Annotated in this window: 14 protein-coding genes; 4 read left to right on the forward strand and 10 right to left on the reverse strand. The window is 58.1% G+C overall.

The window, feature by feature from the left end; genetic code table 11:
- Nucleotides 1-249: 249 nt before the first annotated feature.
- A complete protein-coding gene (locus tag ACQKPC_RS20540; RefSeq protein ID WP_003177151.1) occupies nucleotides 250-414 on the reverse strand; it encodes a DUF1328 domain-containing protein in 165 nt (54 codons plus the stop codon).
- Between the two features lie 81 nt (nucleotides 415-495).
- Nucleotides 496-780, reverse strand: coding sequence for a hypothetical protein (locus ACQKPC_RS20545; RefSeq protein WP_427626073.1), 285 nt, complete (start codon nucleotides 778-780; stop codon nucleotides 496-498).
- Between the two features lie 436 nt (nucleotides 781-1,216).
- On the opposite strand from ACQKPC_RS20545, the gene algB reads away from it, so the two are divergent.
- Nucleotides 1,217-2,563 carry a sigma-54-dependent response regulator transcription factor AlgB gene (algB, locus tag ACQKPC_RS20550; protein WP_063342002.1) on the forward strand — a complete coding sequence of 449 codons (1,347 nt, stop codon included), beginning with the start codon at nucleotides 1,217-1,219 and terminating at the stop codon, nucleotides 2,561-2,563.
- A gap of 10 nt (nucleotides 2,564-2,573) precedes the next feature.
- Nucleotides 2,574-4,364, forward strand: coding sequence for an ATP-binding protein (locus ACQKPC_RS20555; RefSeq protein WP_427626074.1), 1,791 nt, complete (start codon nucleotides 2,574-2,576; stop codon nucleotides 4,362-4,364).
- Nucleotides 4,365-4,376: 12 nt separating this feature from the next.
- On the opposite strand, the gene ACQKPC_RS20560 is transcribed toward ACQKPC_RS20555, so the two are convergent.
- From ACQKPC_RS20560 to ACQKPC_RS20590, 7 genes are all read right to left on the reverse strand, one after another.
- Nucleotides 4,377-5,993, reverse strand: a complete 1,617-nt coding sequence (locus ACQKPC_RS20560) for an EAL domain-containing protein (protein WP_427626075.1) — start codon at nucleotides 5,991-5,993, stop codon at nucleotides 4,377-4,379.
- 73 nt (nucleotides 5,994-6,066) lie between these two features.
- Nucleotides 6,067-6,846: an N-acetylmuramoyl-L-alanine amidase gene (locus ACQKPC_RS20565; RefSeq protein ID WP_008076261.1), complete on the reverse strand. Its 780-nt coding sequence runs from the start codon at nucleotides 6,844-6,846 to the stop codon at nucleotides 6,067-6,069.
- Between the two features lie 105 nt (nucleotides 6,847-6,951).
- Nucleotides 6,952-8,985, reverse strand: a complete 2,034-nt coding sequence (locus tag ACQKPC_RS20570) for a diguanylate cyclase (RefSeq protein ID WP_427626076.1) — start codon at nucleotides 8,983-8,985, stop codon at nucleotides 6,952-6,954.
- Complete coding sequence (locus ACQKPC_RS20575) at nucleotides 8,986-9,846, reverse strand: endonuclease/exonuclease/phosphatase family protein (RefSeq protein WP_123500509.1); 861 nt, start codon at nucleotides 9,844-9,846, stop codon at nucleotides 8,986-8,988.
- Between the two features lie 14 nt (nucleotides 9,847-9,860).
- Nucleotides 9,861-10,502: a thiol:disulfide interchange protein DsbA/DsbL gene (locus ACQKPC_RS20580; RefSeq protein WP_427626077.1), complete on the reverse strand. Its 642-nt coding sequence runs from the start codon at nucleotides 10,500-10,502 to the stop codon at nucleotides 9,861-9,863.
- A 198-nt stretch (nucleotides 10,503-10,700) separates the two neighbouring features.
- Nucleotides 10,701-11,312: a c-type cytochrome gene (locus tag ACQKPC_RS20585; protein ID WP_008076257.1), complete on the reverse strand. Its 612-nt coding sequence runs from the start codon at nucleotides 11,310-11,312 to the stop codon at nucleotides 10,701-10,703.
- Nucleotides 11,313-11,358: 46 nt separating this feature from the next.
- Complete coding sequence (locus tag ACQKPC_RS20590; protein WP_003196231.1) at nucleotides 11,359-11,649, reverse strand: c-type cytochrome; 291 nt, start codon at nucleotides 11,647-11,649, stop codon at nucleotides 11,359-11,361.
- 191 nt (nucleotides 11,650-11,840) lie between these two features.
- On the opposite strand from ACQKPC_RS20590, the gene yihA reads away from it, so the two are divergent.
- Entirely contained in the window at nucleotides 11,841-12,482 is a 642-nt protein-coding gene (gene yihA, locus ACQKPC_RS20595) for a ribosome biogenesis GTP-binding protein YihA/YsxC (RefSeq protein WP_427626078.1), read from the forward strand.
- A gap of 301 nt (nucleotides 12,483-12,783) precedes the next feature.
- Here yihA and polA read toward each other — a convergent pair whose 3' ends face one another.
- Nucleotides 12,784-15,552 (reverse strand): DNA polymerase I, encoded by a 2,769-nt coding sequence (polA, locus tag ACQKPC_RS20600; RefSeq protein ID WP_427626079.1) that lies wholly within the window; start codon nucleotides 15,550-15,552, stop codon nucleotides 12,784-12,786.
- 74 nt (nucleotides 15,553-15,626) lie between these two features.
- On the opposite strand from polA, the gene ACQKPC_RS20605 reads away from it, so the two are divergent.
- Nucleotides 15,627-15,914: a DUF2782 domain-containing protein gene (locus ACQKPC_RS20605; RefSeq protein WP_008076254.1), complete on the forward strand. Its 288-nt coding sequence runs from the start codon at nucleotides 15,627-15,629 to the stop codon at nucleotides 15,912-15,914.
- Nucleotides 15,915-15,924: the final 10 nt, after the last annotated feature.

Below are 15,924 nucleotides of genomic sequence, written 5' to 3' on the forward strand. Positions count from 1 at the left end.
TTGCGTCGCAGCTTTGCCTGACCCGGCCCTTGCGCAGGTACTCCCTGTACCCGTAGGTCACTCCGACCCTGAAACAATCAGAACGTCCCGACCCCTTGGTCATGCGTCTACCGTCCTCGGGTAGCGCAGTGGAAAAAGGCGCTGTGGCCTCTTTCGTGTTTCGAAACTCAGTACCCGTGGATCTTTTTTAATTGGCACTGCCGCCCAGAAGCAGGGCGGCTGCCAATGACTTTAACGAAATGCTCATGGTCAGCCTCGACCGCGGCGGCCAAAGAAGAAGGAGGCAATGAACATCACCAGGAATACGACAAAGAGAATCTTGGCGATACCCGTGGCGGTGCCCGCGATACCACCGAAGCCCAATACTGCAGCGATGATGGCAATGATCAGGAATGTGATTGCCCAGCTCAACATGGTGATTCTCCTTACGCTTCTATTTAAAGGTGTTGCTTGTGGTGCTTATCCCGGCGCGTTGAGCGCGCCAAGTTCGTTTATTTAAAACACCCAACGCTCCTGAGGCGTCTCGTCCACAGGCTGGGCCTGGTCGACGTCCATCATTCGCATCGAGTCGCTGTCAGCCAGGTTGCTGCTGACCGAGCTGAAATGGGTTTGGGGTGCGTGTGGAATCGACAGGTGCGGCGTCTCTGGCTGCTGGCTCTGTTCCCAGCGCAAGAACTGCTGGCCGCCAATCAAGGTGATCAACAATGCCAGCAGGGCGAACAATCCTTGCTGGATATGCAATGGCGAGATACGCAATTGGACGGCACCTTGGCGATTCATCCTGAAGTTCCTCCCTCTAGGGGTAGGTTGGCGGGCACTGATTTATTAAATGCCCTGATTACTCAGACACCTGCAGCCTGCATGCCACCTTTTTTGTCAGGTTTAATCTGATTTAAATCAATGAGTTACATGATTTGTGAGAATAGGTTTGGACGCATCCTGCACGATGGCCCATTCAAGGCCGTGCGTAATGCACGATGGATTCGCCAAAACGTTCAATATTTTTGGAATTGAAGGAAGGGCGCGGATGTCAGAAAGGGACGCAGGCAATTACCGAAGAACGGTTAATGAATAAAAAATTAAATAAATCAGTTGGTTATCTTGTTATGAAGTAGATAGCACCGCTGATATGGTCGAAATCGGCCACAATCAATCATGCAACTTGCCCGATTTTTCCGGGCCTAACCCATTTCAACAATTAAAGGAGCGCAGGAACATGGAATCAGCCACTGAGCATCAAGGCCGCATTCTGTTGGTAGACGACGAGTCCGCCATCCTTCGAACCTTTCGCTATTGCCTCGAAGACGAAGGCTATAGCGTGGCTACGGCGACCAGCGCGGCTCAGGCTGAAGCCTTGTTGCAGCGCCAGGTTTTTGATCTGTGCTTCCTCGATTTGCGTCTGGGCGAAGATAATGGCCTTGATGTGCTGGCTCAGATGCGCATCCAGGCGCCATGGATGCGGGTGGTGATCGTCACTGCTCACTCGGCCGTGGACACTGCCGTGGATGCGATTCAGGCCGGTGCCGCCGACTATCTGGTCAAACCTTGCAGCCCCGATCAGTTACGCCTGGCCACTGCCAAACAGCTGGAAGTTCGGCAACTCTCGGCGCGCCTGGAAGCCCTCGAAGGTGAAGTGCGCAAACCCAAGGAGGGCCTGGATTCGCACAGTCCGGCGATGAAAGTGGTGCTCGAAACAGCGCGCCAGGTCGCCAGTACTGACGCCAACATCCTGATTCTCGGCGAGTCCGGCACCGGTAAAGGTGAACTGTCACGGGCAATTCACGGCTGGAGCAAACGCCAGAAGAAGTCCTGCGTCACCATCAATTGCCCATCCCTGACTGCCGAATTAATGGACAGCGAGCTTTTCGGCCACAGCCGAGGAGCATTCACCGGTGCCAGCGAAAGCACGTTGGGTCGTGTCAATCAAGCCGACGGAGGGACACTTTTTCTCGACGAGATCGGCGATTTTCCCCTGACCTTGCAGCCAAAATTGCTGCGTTTCATTCAGGACAAGGAATACGAGCGCGTGGGCGACCCGGTGACCCGTCGCGCCGATGTGCGAATCCTCGCCGCCACGAACCTCAACCTGGAAGACATGGTTCGCGATGGTCGTTTTCGTGAGGACTTGCTCTATCGTCTCAACGTCATCACCTTGCACCTGCCGCCGCTTCGCGAGCGCCGAGAAGATATTTTGAACCTGGCTGACCGCTTCCTGGCGCGCTTCGTCAAGGAATACTCGCGTCCAGCCCGGTGTTTCAGCGACGAGGCGCGCGAAGCGCTGCTCAGCTACCGCTGGCCGGGCAACATTCGCGAGCTGCGCAACGTGGTGGAGCGCGCGAGCATTATTTGTCCGCAGGAGCGGGTAGAGCTCAGCCACTTGGGCATGGCCGAAACCCCGACCAACCACACGCCACGAATTGGTGCTGCGCTGAGCCTGGATGAATTGGAAAAAGCTCACATTGGCGCGGTTCTCGCCACGGCCGACACGCTGGATCAGGCGGCCAAAACCTTGGGTATCGATGCCTCGACCCTGTACCGCAAACGCAAGCAGTACAACTTGTGAGTCGTAACCGATGAAACTGGCGATGACGTTGCGCACCCGGCTGTTTCTGAGTATTTCCGCACTGATTACTGTGGCGCTGCTTGGGCTCTTGCTCGGGCTGGTCAGCGTGATGCAGATGGCAGGGACTCAGGAAGCCCTGATCCGTGACAACTTCGTCACGCTGGATCTGGGATTGAAGCTGCGTCAGACCCTGGGTGATCAACTGATCATCATGCTCGACGAGCAACCGGACCCTGCGGCGTTCGAGGCGTCCAAGCAGCATTCCCTTGAATTGTTTGACGAAGGCATTGCTCGCGAACCGTCCAGCGAGGGTGCCCAGTATGGTTTCAAAAAGGCCAAGGCTGACTATCAGAACCTACTGCGGTCCTTTGATCTTTCCAGTGCTCCTATCCAGGTCGTCGGTGGTGAAGGGGATCTCGCGGAAAAATTCAACGCGTTGCGTAACGGTTTGATCTTTGAACAAAAACGCGCACTGGATAACATCACTGAGATCGAACGCAAGGCCCGGGAGCGAGCACTGTTGATTGCCGGCCTGCTTGGGTTGGTCGGGGTGGGGGTGCTGTTCATCGGCTTCATTACCGCCCATGGGATCGCCCGGCGGTTCGGGGCTCCGATCGAGGCCTTGGCCGCAGCGGCTGACAACATCGGCCAGGGTAATTTCGAAGTGGCCCTGCCGATTTCTTCCGCGGTGGAAATCAACCAACTGACCCACCGCTTCGGCATCATGGCCGAGGCCTTGCGTGAGCACCAGGCTACCAATATCGACGAACTGCTCGCCGGTCAGCAACGCTTGCAAGCGGTGCTCGACAGCATCGACGACGGTTTGCTGATCATTGATCGTCAAGGTCATCTTGAGCACCTCAACCCGGTGGCTCAGCGTCAGTTAGGCTGGGACACCGATCGTCTCGGCCAAGGGCTGGGGACGGCGCTTGAGCGTCCCGAACTGGATGAACAACTGCAACTGGTATTACGCGGTGGCACCCTGGAACGAGCGCCGGACGACCTGAGCATCGAAGTCGATGGAGAGTCGCGATTGCTGACATACAGCCTGACGCCGGTCAGCCATACCCAGGGGCATATTCTCGGCGCTGTGATGGTGTTGCATGACGTTACCGAACAGCGGGCTTTTGAAAGAGTGCGCAGCGAGTTCGTCTTGCGCGCCTCCCATGAGTTGCGCACACCGGTTACCGGGATGCACATGGCATTCGGCCTGTTCCGCGAGCGGACGCATTTTGCCGAAGACTCCCGCGAAGCTGACCTGCTGGACACCGTCAACGAAGAAATGCAGCGCCTGATGCAGTTGATCAACGACTTGCTGAATTTCTCTCGCTATCAAAACGGCCTGCAAAAACTCACCCTGGCACCATGCTCCATCGAAGACTTGCTGGATCAGGCCCAGACACGTTTTGCCCGCTTGGCGCAGGAGAAGGGTATCGAGCTGCTGGTGGAAGTGCAGGGGCCGTTGCCGCGGTTGCAAGCCGATCAGGCGCAGCTGGAACGGGTGCTCGACAACTTGATCGACAACGCCTTGCGCCATACCGCCCACGACGGACTGATACGTTTGCAGGCCCGGCGCCATGGTGAACGGATGATTATCAGCGTCGAGGACAACGGCGAAGGCATTGCCTACGGCCAGCAGGGACGGATCTTCGAACCCTTCGTTCAGGTCGGTCGCAAAAAGGGCGGTGCCGGGCTGGGTCTGGCGCTGTGCAAGGAAATCGTGCAGTTGCACGGCGGACGGATGGGTGTCTATTCGCGGCCGGGGCAGGGGACGCAGTTCTACATGGCGCTGGCGATATAAGCCGGTGCCCTCTCAGGCTTCGTCATCCTGGCGTCGCGTAGTCAGTCGGCGGCCACGGGTAATCAGTTCGATGAACTGCACGGCGCTCAGGGCGTGGGCGAACAGCCAACCCTGACCGAATTTCACCCCTTCGCTGCTCAGAAACACCGCTTGGGCTTCATGTTCAATGCCTTCGGCAATCACCTTGAGTTGCAGGGCCTGAGCCATGCGAATGATGTGCGGTGCCACGCCGCTGCTGGCGGCGTCATGCCCCAGCGCGTCGATAAATGCCTTGTCGATTTTCAGGCAGTCCACCGGTAGGGTTTGCAGGTAGGCGAGGCTGCAATAGCCGGTGCCAAAATCGTCGATCAGCACTTGATGCCCGACATCCCGCAGGGCTTGCAGGTTTTCTCTGGCCACCACCACGTCCACCAATCCGCGCTCGGTCACTTCAAAGGCAATTTGCCTGGCCGCTACCCGGTGCATGCTCAGCAGACGCGCCATCACCTGACCGATACGCGGCACCATGACATCGCAGGCCGCCAGGTTGACCGAGATGTAAAGCTGCGGATTGGACCGCAACAGTTGCCCGAGCTGTTCCAGCAGGCGCTGTAACACGAAGTCGGTCATCTGGCGAATCTGGCCGGTATTCTCTGCCATCGGAATGAATAGATCGGGACTGGTCAGCGTGCCGTCCGGCCTGCGCCAGCGCAGCAGGGCTTCAGCGCCGACGCAGTTGCGGCTGTCGAGGTCGAAGATCGGTTGATACAACACCTGTAGCTCGCCTCGCCGCATGGCGCCTTGCAGTTCGGCATCCAGCGACTGACGCTGGCGTACCAGCAAAAACACCAGAATGCCTACACAGGCACTCAGCGCCAGGCTGGCCGGCAGTAGCCACCACCATACCGCCGGTACATGCATTCCGGTACGTGGGGTGATCAGTACCAGTTGGTATTCGGGGGTGTTAGTGGGCATTCGGTAAATCAGGCGGGTAGGGGTGACTTGCAGCGCATCGGGGCTTTTCGGGGGCCAGGGCTCCGCGGGGGGCCAGGCCTGAGCGACACCGAGCACCGGAATCGCCCGGGTGCCATGGTCGAGCACCACCAACAGGCTGCTCCCCGGAGACAGATCGACCATGTCGGTCAAATGCCCGCGGGACGTCGCAACCCGGAAATTGCCACGCCCAAGCATCAGTGCGGCGCGGTTCTCATCGGGTTCGGTGGTGGTGTTCAGCCAATAGCTGTAGGTGGGACCCTTGATGTCCGGCGGTCGGATCAGCGATACCCCTTCCTGGCGGGGGCGGTTGGAGCAGGTTCGAGCCGTGTCCATATAAGCGGCTTCATAAACGAAGCGGTAATTGAAGCTGACCTGCTGCAGGGTGGCGATCATTTCGTCATCGCAACCTCGCAGCGGTTGCGCTTCCAGGTCATCGAGGCTTTCGCGCAATTGCCCGAACAGCTGCTCCAGCCGGACCAGAAAGCGTTCTCCCTGGGCATTCATTTCCTGGCTTTCGTTTTGCTCAACCTGATGCATCGCCACGAACAAACTGCCGACCGTTAGAAGCGTTGCGCTCAAGGCAGTAGCCAGCATCGCCAAAAACCAAGGGCGATAGAACCAGCTATGCAGTCTCTCCCGAGCAGCAGGCATCATGGAATATCCGAAGAATTACCAATGAGTTATAGCTGCTGATTTGGAAAAAGCGCTGACCGTCGGGCGGGCGTCATTATTTTGTCTGATTCAACACCTGAAGAATCGCCGCGGTCTGGGCGTCCGGTGTCCCATCGAAACGGGAAGGGCGAAAATGCAGCTGGAAGGCCGCCAGCACATTGCGTGTCGCTACATCCAGTTCGCCGGTTTGCGGCGTGGCATAGCCCAAGCGGGCAAGCTGCGCCTGAAACCAACTGATGCTGGGTAATTGCACCGCGAACTGCGCTTGCTGTCGCGCCACGGCCTGCTCGTTCGGCCATATTCCCAGGCCTTCGGCGGCCAGGCGCTTCCAGGGGAACAGCGGGCCGGGGTCGAGCTTGCGCATCGGTGCGATGTCGCTATGGCCAATGATATGACGGGGGCTGATGCCTTGGCGCTTACTGATGTCTTTGAGCAGGAAGATCATCGACTGAATCTGGGCTTCGCTGTAGGGATACCAAAGACGCCCGTTCGGGGTGTCCTCAAAGCCCTGATTGACGATCTCGATACCAATGGAACTGGAGTTGAGCCAGGTCCGGCCTTGCCATTCGCTTTCGCCTGCGTGCCAGGCCCGGGAATTTTCATCCATCAGCTTATAAATAGTGGCGCGCTTGTCGTCGCTAATCAGGTAGTGGCTGCTGACCTCGCCATGGGTCAGCAATTGCAGCGAGGTTTCCAGGGATGCGGAGGTGTAATGCATCACCACGAACTGAATACGACTGTCGTAATTGGCTGAACGATGACTGGTATCGATTCGGGGGCCGCTGGCACAACCGGCCAATAGAAGCAGCGAGGCAATAAAAACAAGACATTTCATGGTGGGAGGCAGTACACGCAAGACAATAATGCAACAGTGTAACGGTATTGCCTTGCGCGTAGATGGCAAAAAATGCTGTTTTAAACAAAATGGAACAATTAGCTATCAGCCCGCTTCTACTCGATTCCGGCCATTGTTTTTCGCCCGATATAGCGCCTGATCGGCTCTTTTAAGTACCAGATCGCTGTGTTCGCCCAGTCTGAAGGCGGTCAATCCCATGGAAATTGTGATGGTGACTCGCTCGCCCTTGAAGTGGAACGGGCAGGCTTCGATCGATGCGCGCAAGGTTTCCAGTAGTTTTGCGCCGACCATAGGTGGTGTGGCAGGCATCAATAGCACAAACTCCTCACCGCCAAATCGGGCAATGAAATCAGTCCCACGCAGACGCTTGCGTAGCACGTTGGCGATGATTTTCAGCACCTTGTCGCCCGCCAGATGGCCATAGTTGTCGTTGATGCGTTTGAAATGGTCGAGGTCGAGCATTGCCAGCAACAGGGTAGTGCCATGTTGTTGCCATTGACCTATTTCGTGCTCCAGGCGTTCGCTCCAGGCTGCTCGATTGGGTAGACCCGTCAGTGGATCGATCAGCGCCTTCTGACGCTGTTCTTCGAGATGCTCACGGTAGCCCAGGGCTTCCTGCTCCATGTGGGCAACCCTTTCGGCCAGGCTTTGCAGGCGGGCCGCTACTTCCTGCTCACGCTCATCACGCTGCTTCTGGTGTTGGTCCATGGTGCCGAGCAGGCCTTCGAGATGGTTTTCCAGCACATGCTTGAGATCATCAAGGTCGGCCGCTTCCTGCATGCTGCTTTGCAAGCCGTCGACTTGCTCGCGAATCTGCGTGTCCATATCCCGCGCGGCTGAGCGGTTGTCGGCGTGGCCTTCGCTCGCGGCTTGCAGGTTGCTCTGGAAAGACTCGAGGCGTTCGTTGAGTTGCTTCAAATAGGCTTCGAATTCGTGCTGGCCGCTGTCGGTGATTGCCAGCATCAATGTGGCCAGGTCATCGAGAATTGGCAGCAGTTCGTACCAGTTCAAGCCATTTTGAAGACGATCGCGCATCGCCTCGGCTTGCGGACGATGGCGCTCAGGCAGCGCCAGGTCATCGAGAAGGCCCAGCAGGGTGTCTTCGATGTGCTTGGCGACAGAGCTATAGGACGGCTCCGGCGAGTCCGGCAGGGCATACAGAATATCGTGCCCGGAAGGCTCTGGATCGATGGCCACCGGAATGAGCTCATCGGGATTGATTGCCGACAGAACCTGAGTGGCCGGTAGGGCGATCGCCGGAACCGGCTCTTGTGGTTGCTCGATATCGGGCCGGGTTTGTAGCTTCTTGACTTGGCTGCTCGTAGCTTCTGGCTCAAGGATGGGTGGCTCAAACGCCACGCCTTCAGCCGCAGGTGCCATTGCTATGGGCGCCTCAATTTGCGCTGGCTCGGGGGGTGCAGCGGCGGGCATCGCGGCTTCGACGGTTGGCAATACCCCTTGCGGTTTATCGGCGGCTGGCGCGAGATTGACCGTCGCTTGTGGGGGCTCGGCCGGCGAGGCTGCAACCGGTTCGACAGGTTGCGGGGCAGGCATTTGCGATTCGGGCACGGCGAGCTGTGGCGCGGTCTCTTCCGTTTCCCTACTGAACAACCGCTGCAGAAAACCCGGGCGATCAGGTTCGGCAGGGTTCTCCAGCAGGTTCAAGGCTTTGCCTTGCAAGCTGCTCAGCTCGCTAAGCAGCAACGGGATTTCGCGAGCCTGGCTTACGCGTCCGTCCAGTTGCTTGGCGAAATTCTTCAGTGGCCGGCTCACTTCCCGGGGCAGCGGCAACGCTTGCAACTGAGAGACCAGCGCTGTCAGGGCGGCACTGACTTGATTGACCCGGGTTTCCCGGCGCTGCTCGGAGTCGAGCACGGCTCTTTCCAGGCGTGGCAGCAAGGCAGCCAGGCCGGCGTCCATGTCATCGGTGCGTACGACTTCGCGCATTTCCTTCATGCATTGGTCAACGGCGCGATCGGTACCTTCCGCGGCCAGGGTGCTGCGCACCAGCCCGCGACGCAGCAAGTCGAGCCGGGCGTCCCATCGACGTTCCAGTTTTTCTTGTTGTTCGATGCTTTTGAGGTATTTCTCTTTCCAGCGCTGTGCTTCGTCGCTCATTCAGGCAGGACTCAACGCGGGCAATGCATCGGCCGTGAGCGAACCCGGCAGACGAATCTCTACCGCGACCGGCAGGTGATCGGAAATGGGCTGTGCCAGCACTTCGACCTTTTCAAGGGTCAGGGTGGGGCTGAGCAGAATATGGTCCAGGCAACGCTGCGGGCGCCAGCTGGGAAAGGTCGCTTCCAGTTGCGGCGCGAGCAGGCCTAGATCACGCAACGGGGAGTTTTGCAGCAAGTCACTGGCATGGGTATTCATGTCGCCCATCAGCACCTGGTGCTTGTAACCGCCAATCAACTCGCGGATGTAGGCCAGTTGCAGGCTACGGGCTCGAGCGCCCAGGGCCAGGTGCATCATCACCACCACGAGTGCCTCCGGACCTTCGCCGAAGCGCACCAGAATGGCGCCGCGACCCTTGGGCCCCGGCAGCGGATGATCTTCAATCGCCCACGGGCGCAGGCGGCTGAGCACACCATTGCTGTGCTGGCCGAGATGACCGAGGTTGCGATTGAGTTGTTGATACCAATAGGGGAAGGCGCCGAGCTGCGCCAGGTGTTCGACCTGATTGACGTAACCTGATCGCAGACTGCCGCCATCGGCTTCCTGCAAGGCGACCAGATCGAAGTCGCCCAGCAGATTACCGATTTTTTGCAGATTGTCGGCACGCCCGGTGTGCGGCAACAGATGCTGCCAGCCGCGGGTCAGATAGTGCCGATAGCGCTCGGTACTGATACCAACCTGGATATTGAAACTGAGCAAACGCAGACGGCTGTCCACGGGCAACCCCGTCGATTCCAGGTGATGCTCGTTGACCCGCGGATGATGCAGGCCAACGATGCGTTCAGTTCCCCAGCGGCGCATGGCAGGTGCCGCGCTTAGTTGGCGACGGCCTTGGTTGCCGCTCGCTCTTTGGCAACCAGTTGGTCGGCCAGTTTCAACGCTTGTTCGGCACCGCCAGCAGAGCCGATGTCAAAGCGATACTTGCCGTTGACGATCATGGTAGGCACGCCGGAGATTTCATATTTCTTTGCAAGCTCTTTGGCTTTGTTGATTTGGCCCTTGATGGCGAAGGAGTCGAAGGTGGCCAGGAACTTGTCCTTGTCTACACCTTGGGTCGCCAGGAAGTCCGCCATGTCTTCTTTGTCGGTCAGTTTCTTGTGTTCTTTCTGAATCGCTTCGAAAACTGCCGCGTGAACCTTGCTTTCGACGCCCATGGCTTCAAGGGTCAGGAACATCTGGCCGTGTGCGTCCCAAGGGCCGCCAAACATGGCCGGAATGCGCACGAAGTTCACGTCGGAAGGCAGTTTTTCAACCCATGGGTTAATGACGGGTTCGAAGGCATAGCAATGCGGGCAGCCGTACCAGAACAGCTCCACGACTTCGATCTTGCCAGGCGCGGCCACCGGGACCGGATTGCTCAGTTCGACATAGGGCGCTTCAGGTTTTTCGGCGGCTTGGGCAGTCATGCCGAACAGGCTGGCAGCGACGAGCGCGGCGCTGATGATCAGATTACGCATGCTTTACTCCTGGACAATTGGGTCGCCTCGCGCGACCTGTTTTCAGACAGATCCTGGCGGGCTTGAGTTTGTAGTGTAACGGCAGCGGCCACAAAAAAGGGCAGCCAAAGCTACCCTTTTTATGTTTGCATCGACGGATTAATCGAGTGTTAACGTTGCTAGAGATGTACATCTCTAGCAACGCTTGTTCGATCGATCTCAGTGCAAGCCTTGAATATAGCTGGAGACTGCGGCGATATCTTCGTCGCTCAGCTTTTTGGCGATGCTCTGCATCGGTTTGGTATCGCCGTCGTTGGTGCGGCCACCTTCTTCTTTTCTGAAGTCGGTCAGTTGCTTGCCGACGTACTGGGCATGCTGGCCGCCCAGATGCGGGAAGCCTGCAGCGGCGTTACCGGTACCGTTAGGTGAGTGGCAACCAGTGCAGGCGGGCAGCCCCTTGGCCAGGTCGCCACCACGGAACAGTGCTTCACCGCGAGCCACGACTTTCGGGTCGGCGGCGCCAACGCTGCCTTTCTGGCTGGCGAAGTAGGCGGAGATATCAGCCAGGTCCTGATCGCTCAGGTTGGTCAGCAGGCCGGTCATTTCCAGTACCGTGCGTTTGCCGGACTTGATGTCGTGCAGCTGCTTGTTCAGATAACGCTCGCCCTGACCTGCCAGTTTCGGAAAGTTAGGCGCCATGCTATTGCCATCCGGGCCATGACAGGCGCCACATACTGCGGCTTTCGCCTGACCAGCAGTCGCATCACCTGCAGCATGGGCAATACCGGAGATCCCCACGGTCAACAGCAGACTCACGATCAATTTGTTCATCAGCTAATCCAACTACGGCTAAGGGTTAAAGAGTTATGGACCGGGTTTACTCGCTCATCCACTGGATGATGGCTCGGTAATCCTCGGCACTGCAGTCCATGCACAAACCACGCGGCGGCATCGCCTTGAAACCCTGGGTCACGTGTTGCACCAGCGTCTCCATACCTTTCGCCAACCTCGGCGTCCAGGCTTCCTGATCGCCCTTGCGGGGCGCCATGGGTAGTTGGCCGGAATGACAGGCACCACAAACACGGTTGTACACAGCTTCCGGATCCTGTGTAGCCTGAGCGCTGTAAAGCGGCATCAAGACACCGGCAGCTAGCAGCCATTTCGTCATAAAACGACCTTTTCAGGGTTGAGAGCGTGCTGCGTTCTAATGCGCAATCAAGGTTAATCGCTCTCGTGAACTTCATCCTACGCTGGGACAAAGCGCACACAAAATCTGCGGCATTATATACTGGCGTCACTGAAACGGAAACGACACTGCTTGCCGCGTCCATTCCCGGCGCCGCCCACATCGGAAATCCCATGCAACTCAAGAACCCCATCCTCGGTCTGTGCCAACAGTCCACATTCATGCTCAGCGCCGCCAAAGTCGATCAATGCCCCGACGACGAAGGCTTTGAAGTGGCCTTCGCCGGGCGTTCCAACGCCGGCAAGTCCAGCGCATTGAACACCCTGACACACGCCAGCCTGGCGCGGACCTCGAAAACTCCGGGTCGCACGCAGCTGTTGAACTTCTTCAAGCTAGACGATGAACGCCGTCTGGTCGACCTGCCGGGTTACGGTTATGCGAAAGTACCGATCCCGTTGAAGCTGCACTGGCAGCGTCACCTGGAAGCCTATCTGGGCGGTCGCGAGAGTTTGAAAGGTTTGATTCTGATGATGGACATCCGTCATCCAATGACCGATTTCGACCTGCTGATGCTCGATTGGGCCGTCGCCAGCGGCATGCCGATGCATATTTTGCTGACCAAGGCAGACAAGCTGACCTATGGCGCGGCGAAAAACGCGCTGCTCAAGGTTCAGGCGCAAATCCGCAAGGGCTGGGGCGATACGATCACAATCCAGCTGTTTTCGGCACCCAAACGCATGGGGCTGGAAGACGCCTACACTGTACTGGCGGGCTGGATGGAGTTGGTGGACAAGGGCAGCGAGGCTGCCGAGTAAGGCTTTACAGGTGATAAAGCCAGGCAAAAAAAACCCCGGACTTCATATGGGGAGGGAGAAGTTCCGGGGTTCAAGTTCCGGACCGCTAGGGCGGGGTCCAGATATCTGCCAACACTTAACACAACATAGGAGCATCGAAGGGCTTCACCAGCCATTCAGTATCTCTGAGTGGCGGTTCACGGATTTAGTTCAGACTATTTTCAAAAACCATTGGAAATAATCGATGTCATTTTCCGCACTATAGCCCTTCGGTATTTTGTGCTGCGGCATAAGGCCGCAGCACAGGCGTCGTTCAGGCCGATCAGTGCGCTTCATCCCAGTTATTGCCTACGCCTACCTCGACCAGAAGCGGTACATCCAGTTGGGCGGCGCTGCTCATGTGCATGCGAATGTCCTCACGCACCTGATCGATCAGATCCTCACGTACCTCAAGCACCAATTCATCGTGTACCTGCAAGATGACTTTGGCGTCCAGGCCTGACGAAGTCAGCCAGTTATCCACCGTTACCATGGCTTTCTTGATGATGTCCGCCGCGGTGCCTTGCATTGGGGCATTGATTGCCGTGCGCTCGGCAGCTTTGCGCAGAGCCTGGTTTTTCGCGTTGATTTCCGGCAGGTAGAGACGACGGCCGAAGATGGTTTCGACGAAACCTTGCTCGGCGGCCTGGGCGCGCGTGCGCTCCATGTATTCCAGTACGCCGGGATAACGGGCGAAGTAGCGGTCGATGTAGGCCTGGGACTGTTTACGGTCCACGCCGATCTGCTTGGCCAGGCCAAACGCGCTCATGCCGTAGATCAAACCGAAGTTGATGGCTTTCGCGCTGCGACGCTGATCGTTGGTGACTGCGTCCAGCTCGACGCCAAACACCTCTGCGGCCGTTGCCCGGTGTACATCGAGGTTGTTGCGGAAGGCGTGCAGCAAACCTTCGTCCTTGGCCAGATGCGCCATGATCCGCAGTTCGATTTGCGAGTAGTCCGCGGCCAGCAGCTTGTAGCCTTTCGGCGCGACGAACGCCTGACGAATCCGACGACCTTCGGCAGTGCGAATCGGAATGTTCTGCAGGTTCGGGTCGATGGACGACAAACGTCCGGTGGCGGCGACGGCTTGCTGGTAAGACGTATGAATGCGCCCGGTGCGAGTGTTGATCTGCTCTGGCAAACGGTCGGTGTAGGTGCTTTTGAGCTTGCTCAGCGAGCGGTATTGCATCAGCACCTTGGGCAGCGGGTAGTCCTGTTCGGCCAATTCGGCCAACACCGCTTCGGCGGTCGAGGCCTGGCCCTTGGCGGTTTTGCTGAGTACGGGCAAGCCGAGCTTTTCGTAGAGGATCACGCCCAGTTGCTTTGGCGAGCCCAGGTTGAATTCTTCACCGGCAATGGCAAAGGCCTCGCGCTCAAGGGCGACCAGTTTCTCGCCCAGTTCGACACTCTGGATGCCCAGCAGGTTGGCATCCACGAGCGCGCCCTGGCGTTCGATTCGGGCCAGAACCGGCATCAGCGGCATTTCAATCTCGTTGAGCACTTTGCCCAGGCTTGGCGTTGCTGCCAGTTTTTCCTGCAATGCCAGATGCAGACGGAAGGTGACGTCAGCGTCTTCGGCGGCATAGGGGCCTGCCAGCTCAAGAGAGATCTGGTCGAAAGTCAGCTGTTTGACGCCTTTGCCCGCGATCCCTTGAATGTCGCTCTTGCTTTGGCCCAGGTACTTGAGCGCCAGGCTGTCCATGTCGTGGCGGGTGGCCGTCGAGTCCAGGACGTAAGACTCGAGCATGGTGTCGTAGGCAATGCCCTGAACAATAATCCCGTTGCTCTGATCGCCACCGATGGCGCAGTTGGCGAGGATATTGGTTTCGAACTTGGCGTGTTGGCCGACTTTCAGCTTATTCGGGTTCTCCAGCAGCGGCTTCAGCGCCAGCAGCACAGTGTCGCGATCCAGTTGCTCCGGCACACCCATGTAGGAATGGGTCAGCGGAATGTAGGCCGCTTCGTTGGCCGCGACGGAAAACGACAGGCCCACCAGTTGTGCATGCTGGGCATCGCTGCCGTTGGTTTCGGTGACGAAGGCAATCAACGGCGCCTTGTCGAGCTTGTCCAGCCAGGCCTCGAAGTGCTTTTTGTCGAGGATGGTTTCGTACTTCGCCTCGGCGGCGCCCGGCTGTTCCTGGGTGACCTCGACAATTTCCTGACCCGAGCGCTTCGCGTCGCGCTGGTTCTCTTCGAACCAGCTTTTGAATTCCAGCAGGGTGTAGAGCTCGGCGAGTTTGTCGTGATCCGGCTGGCCCATTTGCAGGTCATCGAGACCGATGTCCAGCGGTACGTCGATCTTGATGGTTGCCAGTTGATAGGAGAGGAACGCCATCTCCTTATGCTCTTCGAGCTTGGCCGGCAAGGTTTTGGCGCCGCGAATCGGCAGGGTCGGGACGATGTCGAGCTGTGCATAGAGCTCGGTCAGGCCGCCATTCACGCCGACCAGCAGGCCGGAAGCGGTCTTGGGACCGATACCCGGAACGCCCGGGATGTTGTCGGACGAATCGCCCATCAGTGCCAGATAATCGATGATCTGCTCGGGAGCGACGCCGAATTTCTCCTTCACGCCTTCCACGTCCAGCGCGCTACCGGTCATCGTATTGACCAAGGTAATGTGCCCGTCGACCAGTTGCGCCATGTCCTTGTCGCCGGTGGAGATCACCACCGGACGGTCGGCGGCCGCACTGCTGCGGGCCAGGGTGCCGATCACGTCATCGGCTTCGACGTTGTCCACGCACAGCAATGGAAAGCCGAGGGCCTTGACGCTGGCGTGCAGCGGCTCGATCTGGACCCGCATGTCGTCGGGCATGCTTGGGCGATTGGCCTTGTATTCGGCGAACATCTCGTCGCGGAACGTCCCGCCCTTGGCGTCGAATACCACGGCGAACGGGCTGTCCGGGTACTGCTTGCGCAGACTCTTGAGCATGTTCAAAACGCCTTTGACCGCACCGGTGGGCAGGCCTTTGGACGTGGTCAGCGGTGGCAACGCGTGAAAAGCGCGGTACAGGTAAGAAGAACCGTCCACCAGGACGAGGGGGGCTTGGCTCATGAGCAGGATCAACCTTTTCGGCGGGTCCGGCGCTAGAATAGCGGGACCGTTGACGACAAAGGGACAAGGTTATCATGCGCACACTAAATCGCTTGTTGCTGGCTGGCTTGTTTGCAATCACTCCATTGGCTGTCATGGCGGCGGACGATGCGCCCTCGGCAGACCCGGATGTAACAATCCGCACGGAAGGCGATAAAACCATTCAGGAGTATCGGCAAAATGGTTTTTTGTATGCCATCAAGGTGACCCCGAAAGTCGGCAAACCGTATTTCCTGGTGCGCGCTGATGGCTCCGACGGTAACTTCATCCGCTCGGACCAGCCGGATATGCTGATTCCGTCGTGGAAAATATTCGAGTGGTAAACCGCTCCTA

This window comes from Pseudomonas sp. NPDC089918 (assembly GCF_050280605.1).
Lineage (GTDB): Bacteria > Pseudomonadota > Gammaproteobacteria > Pseudomonadales > Pseudomonadaceae > Aquipseudomonas.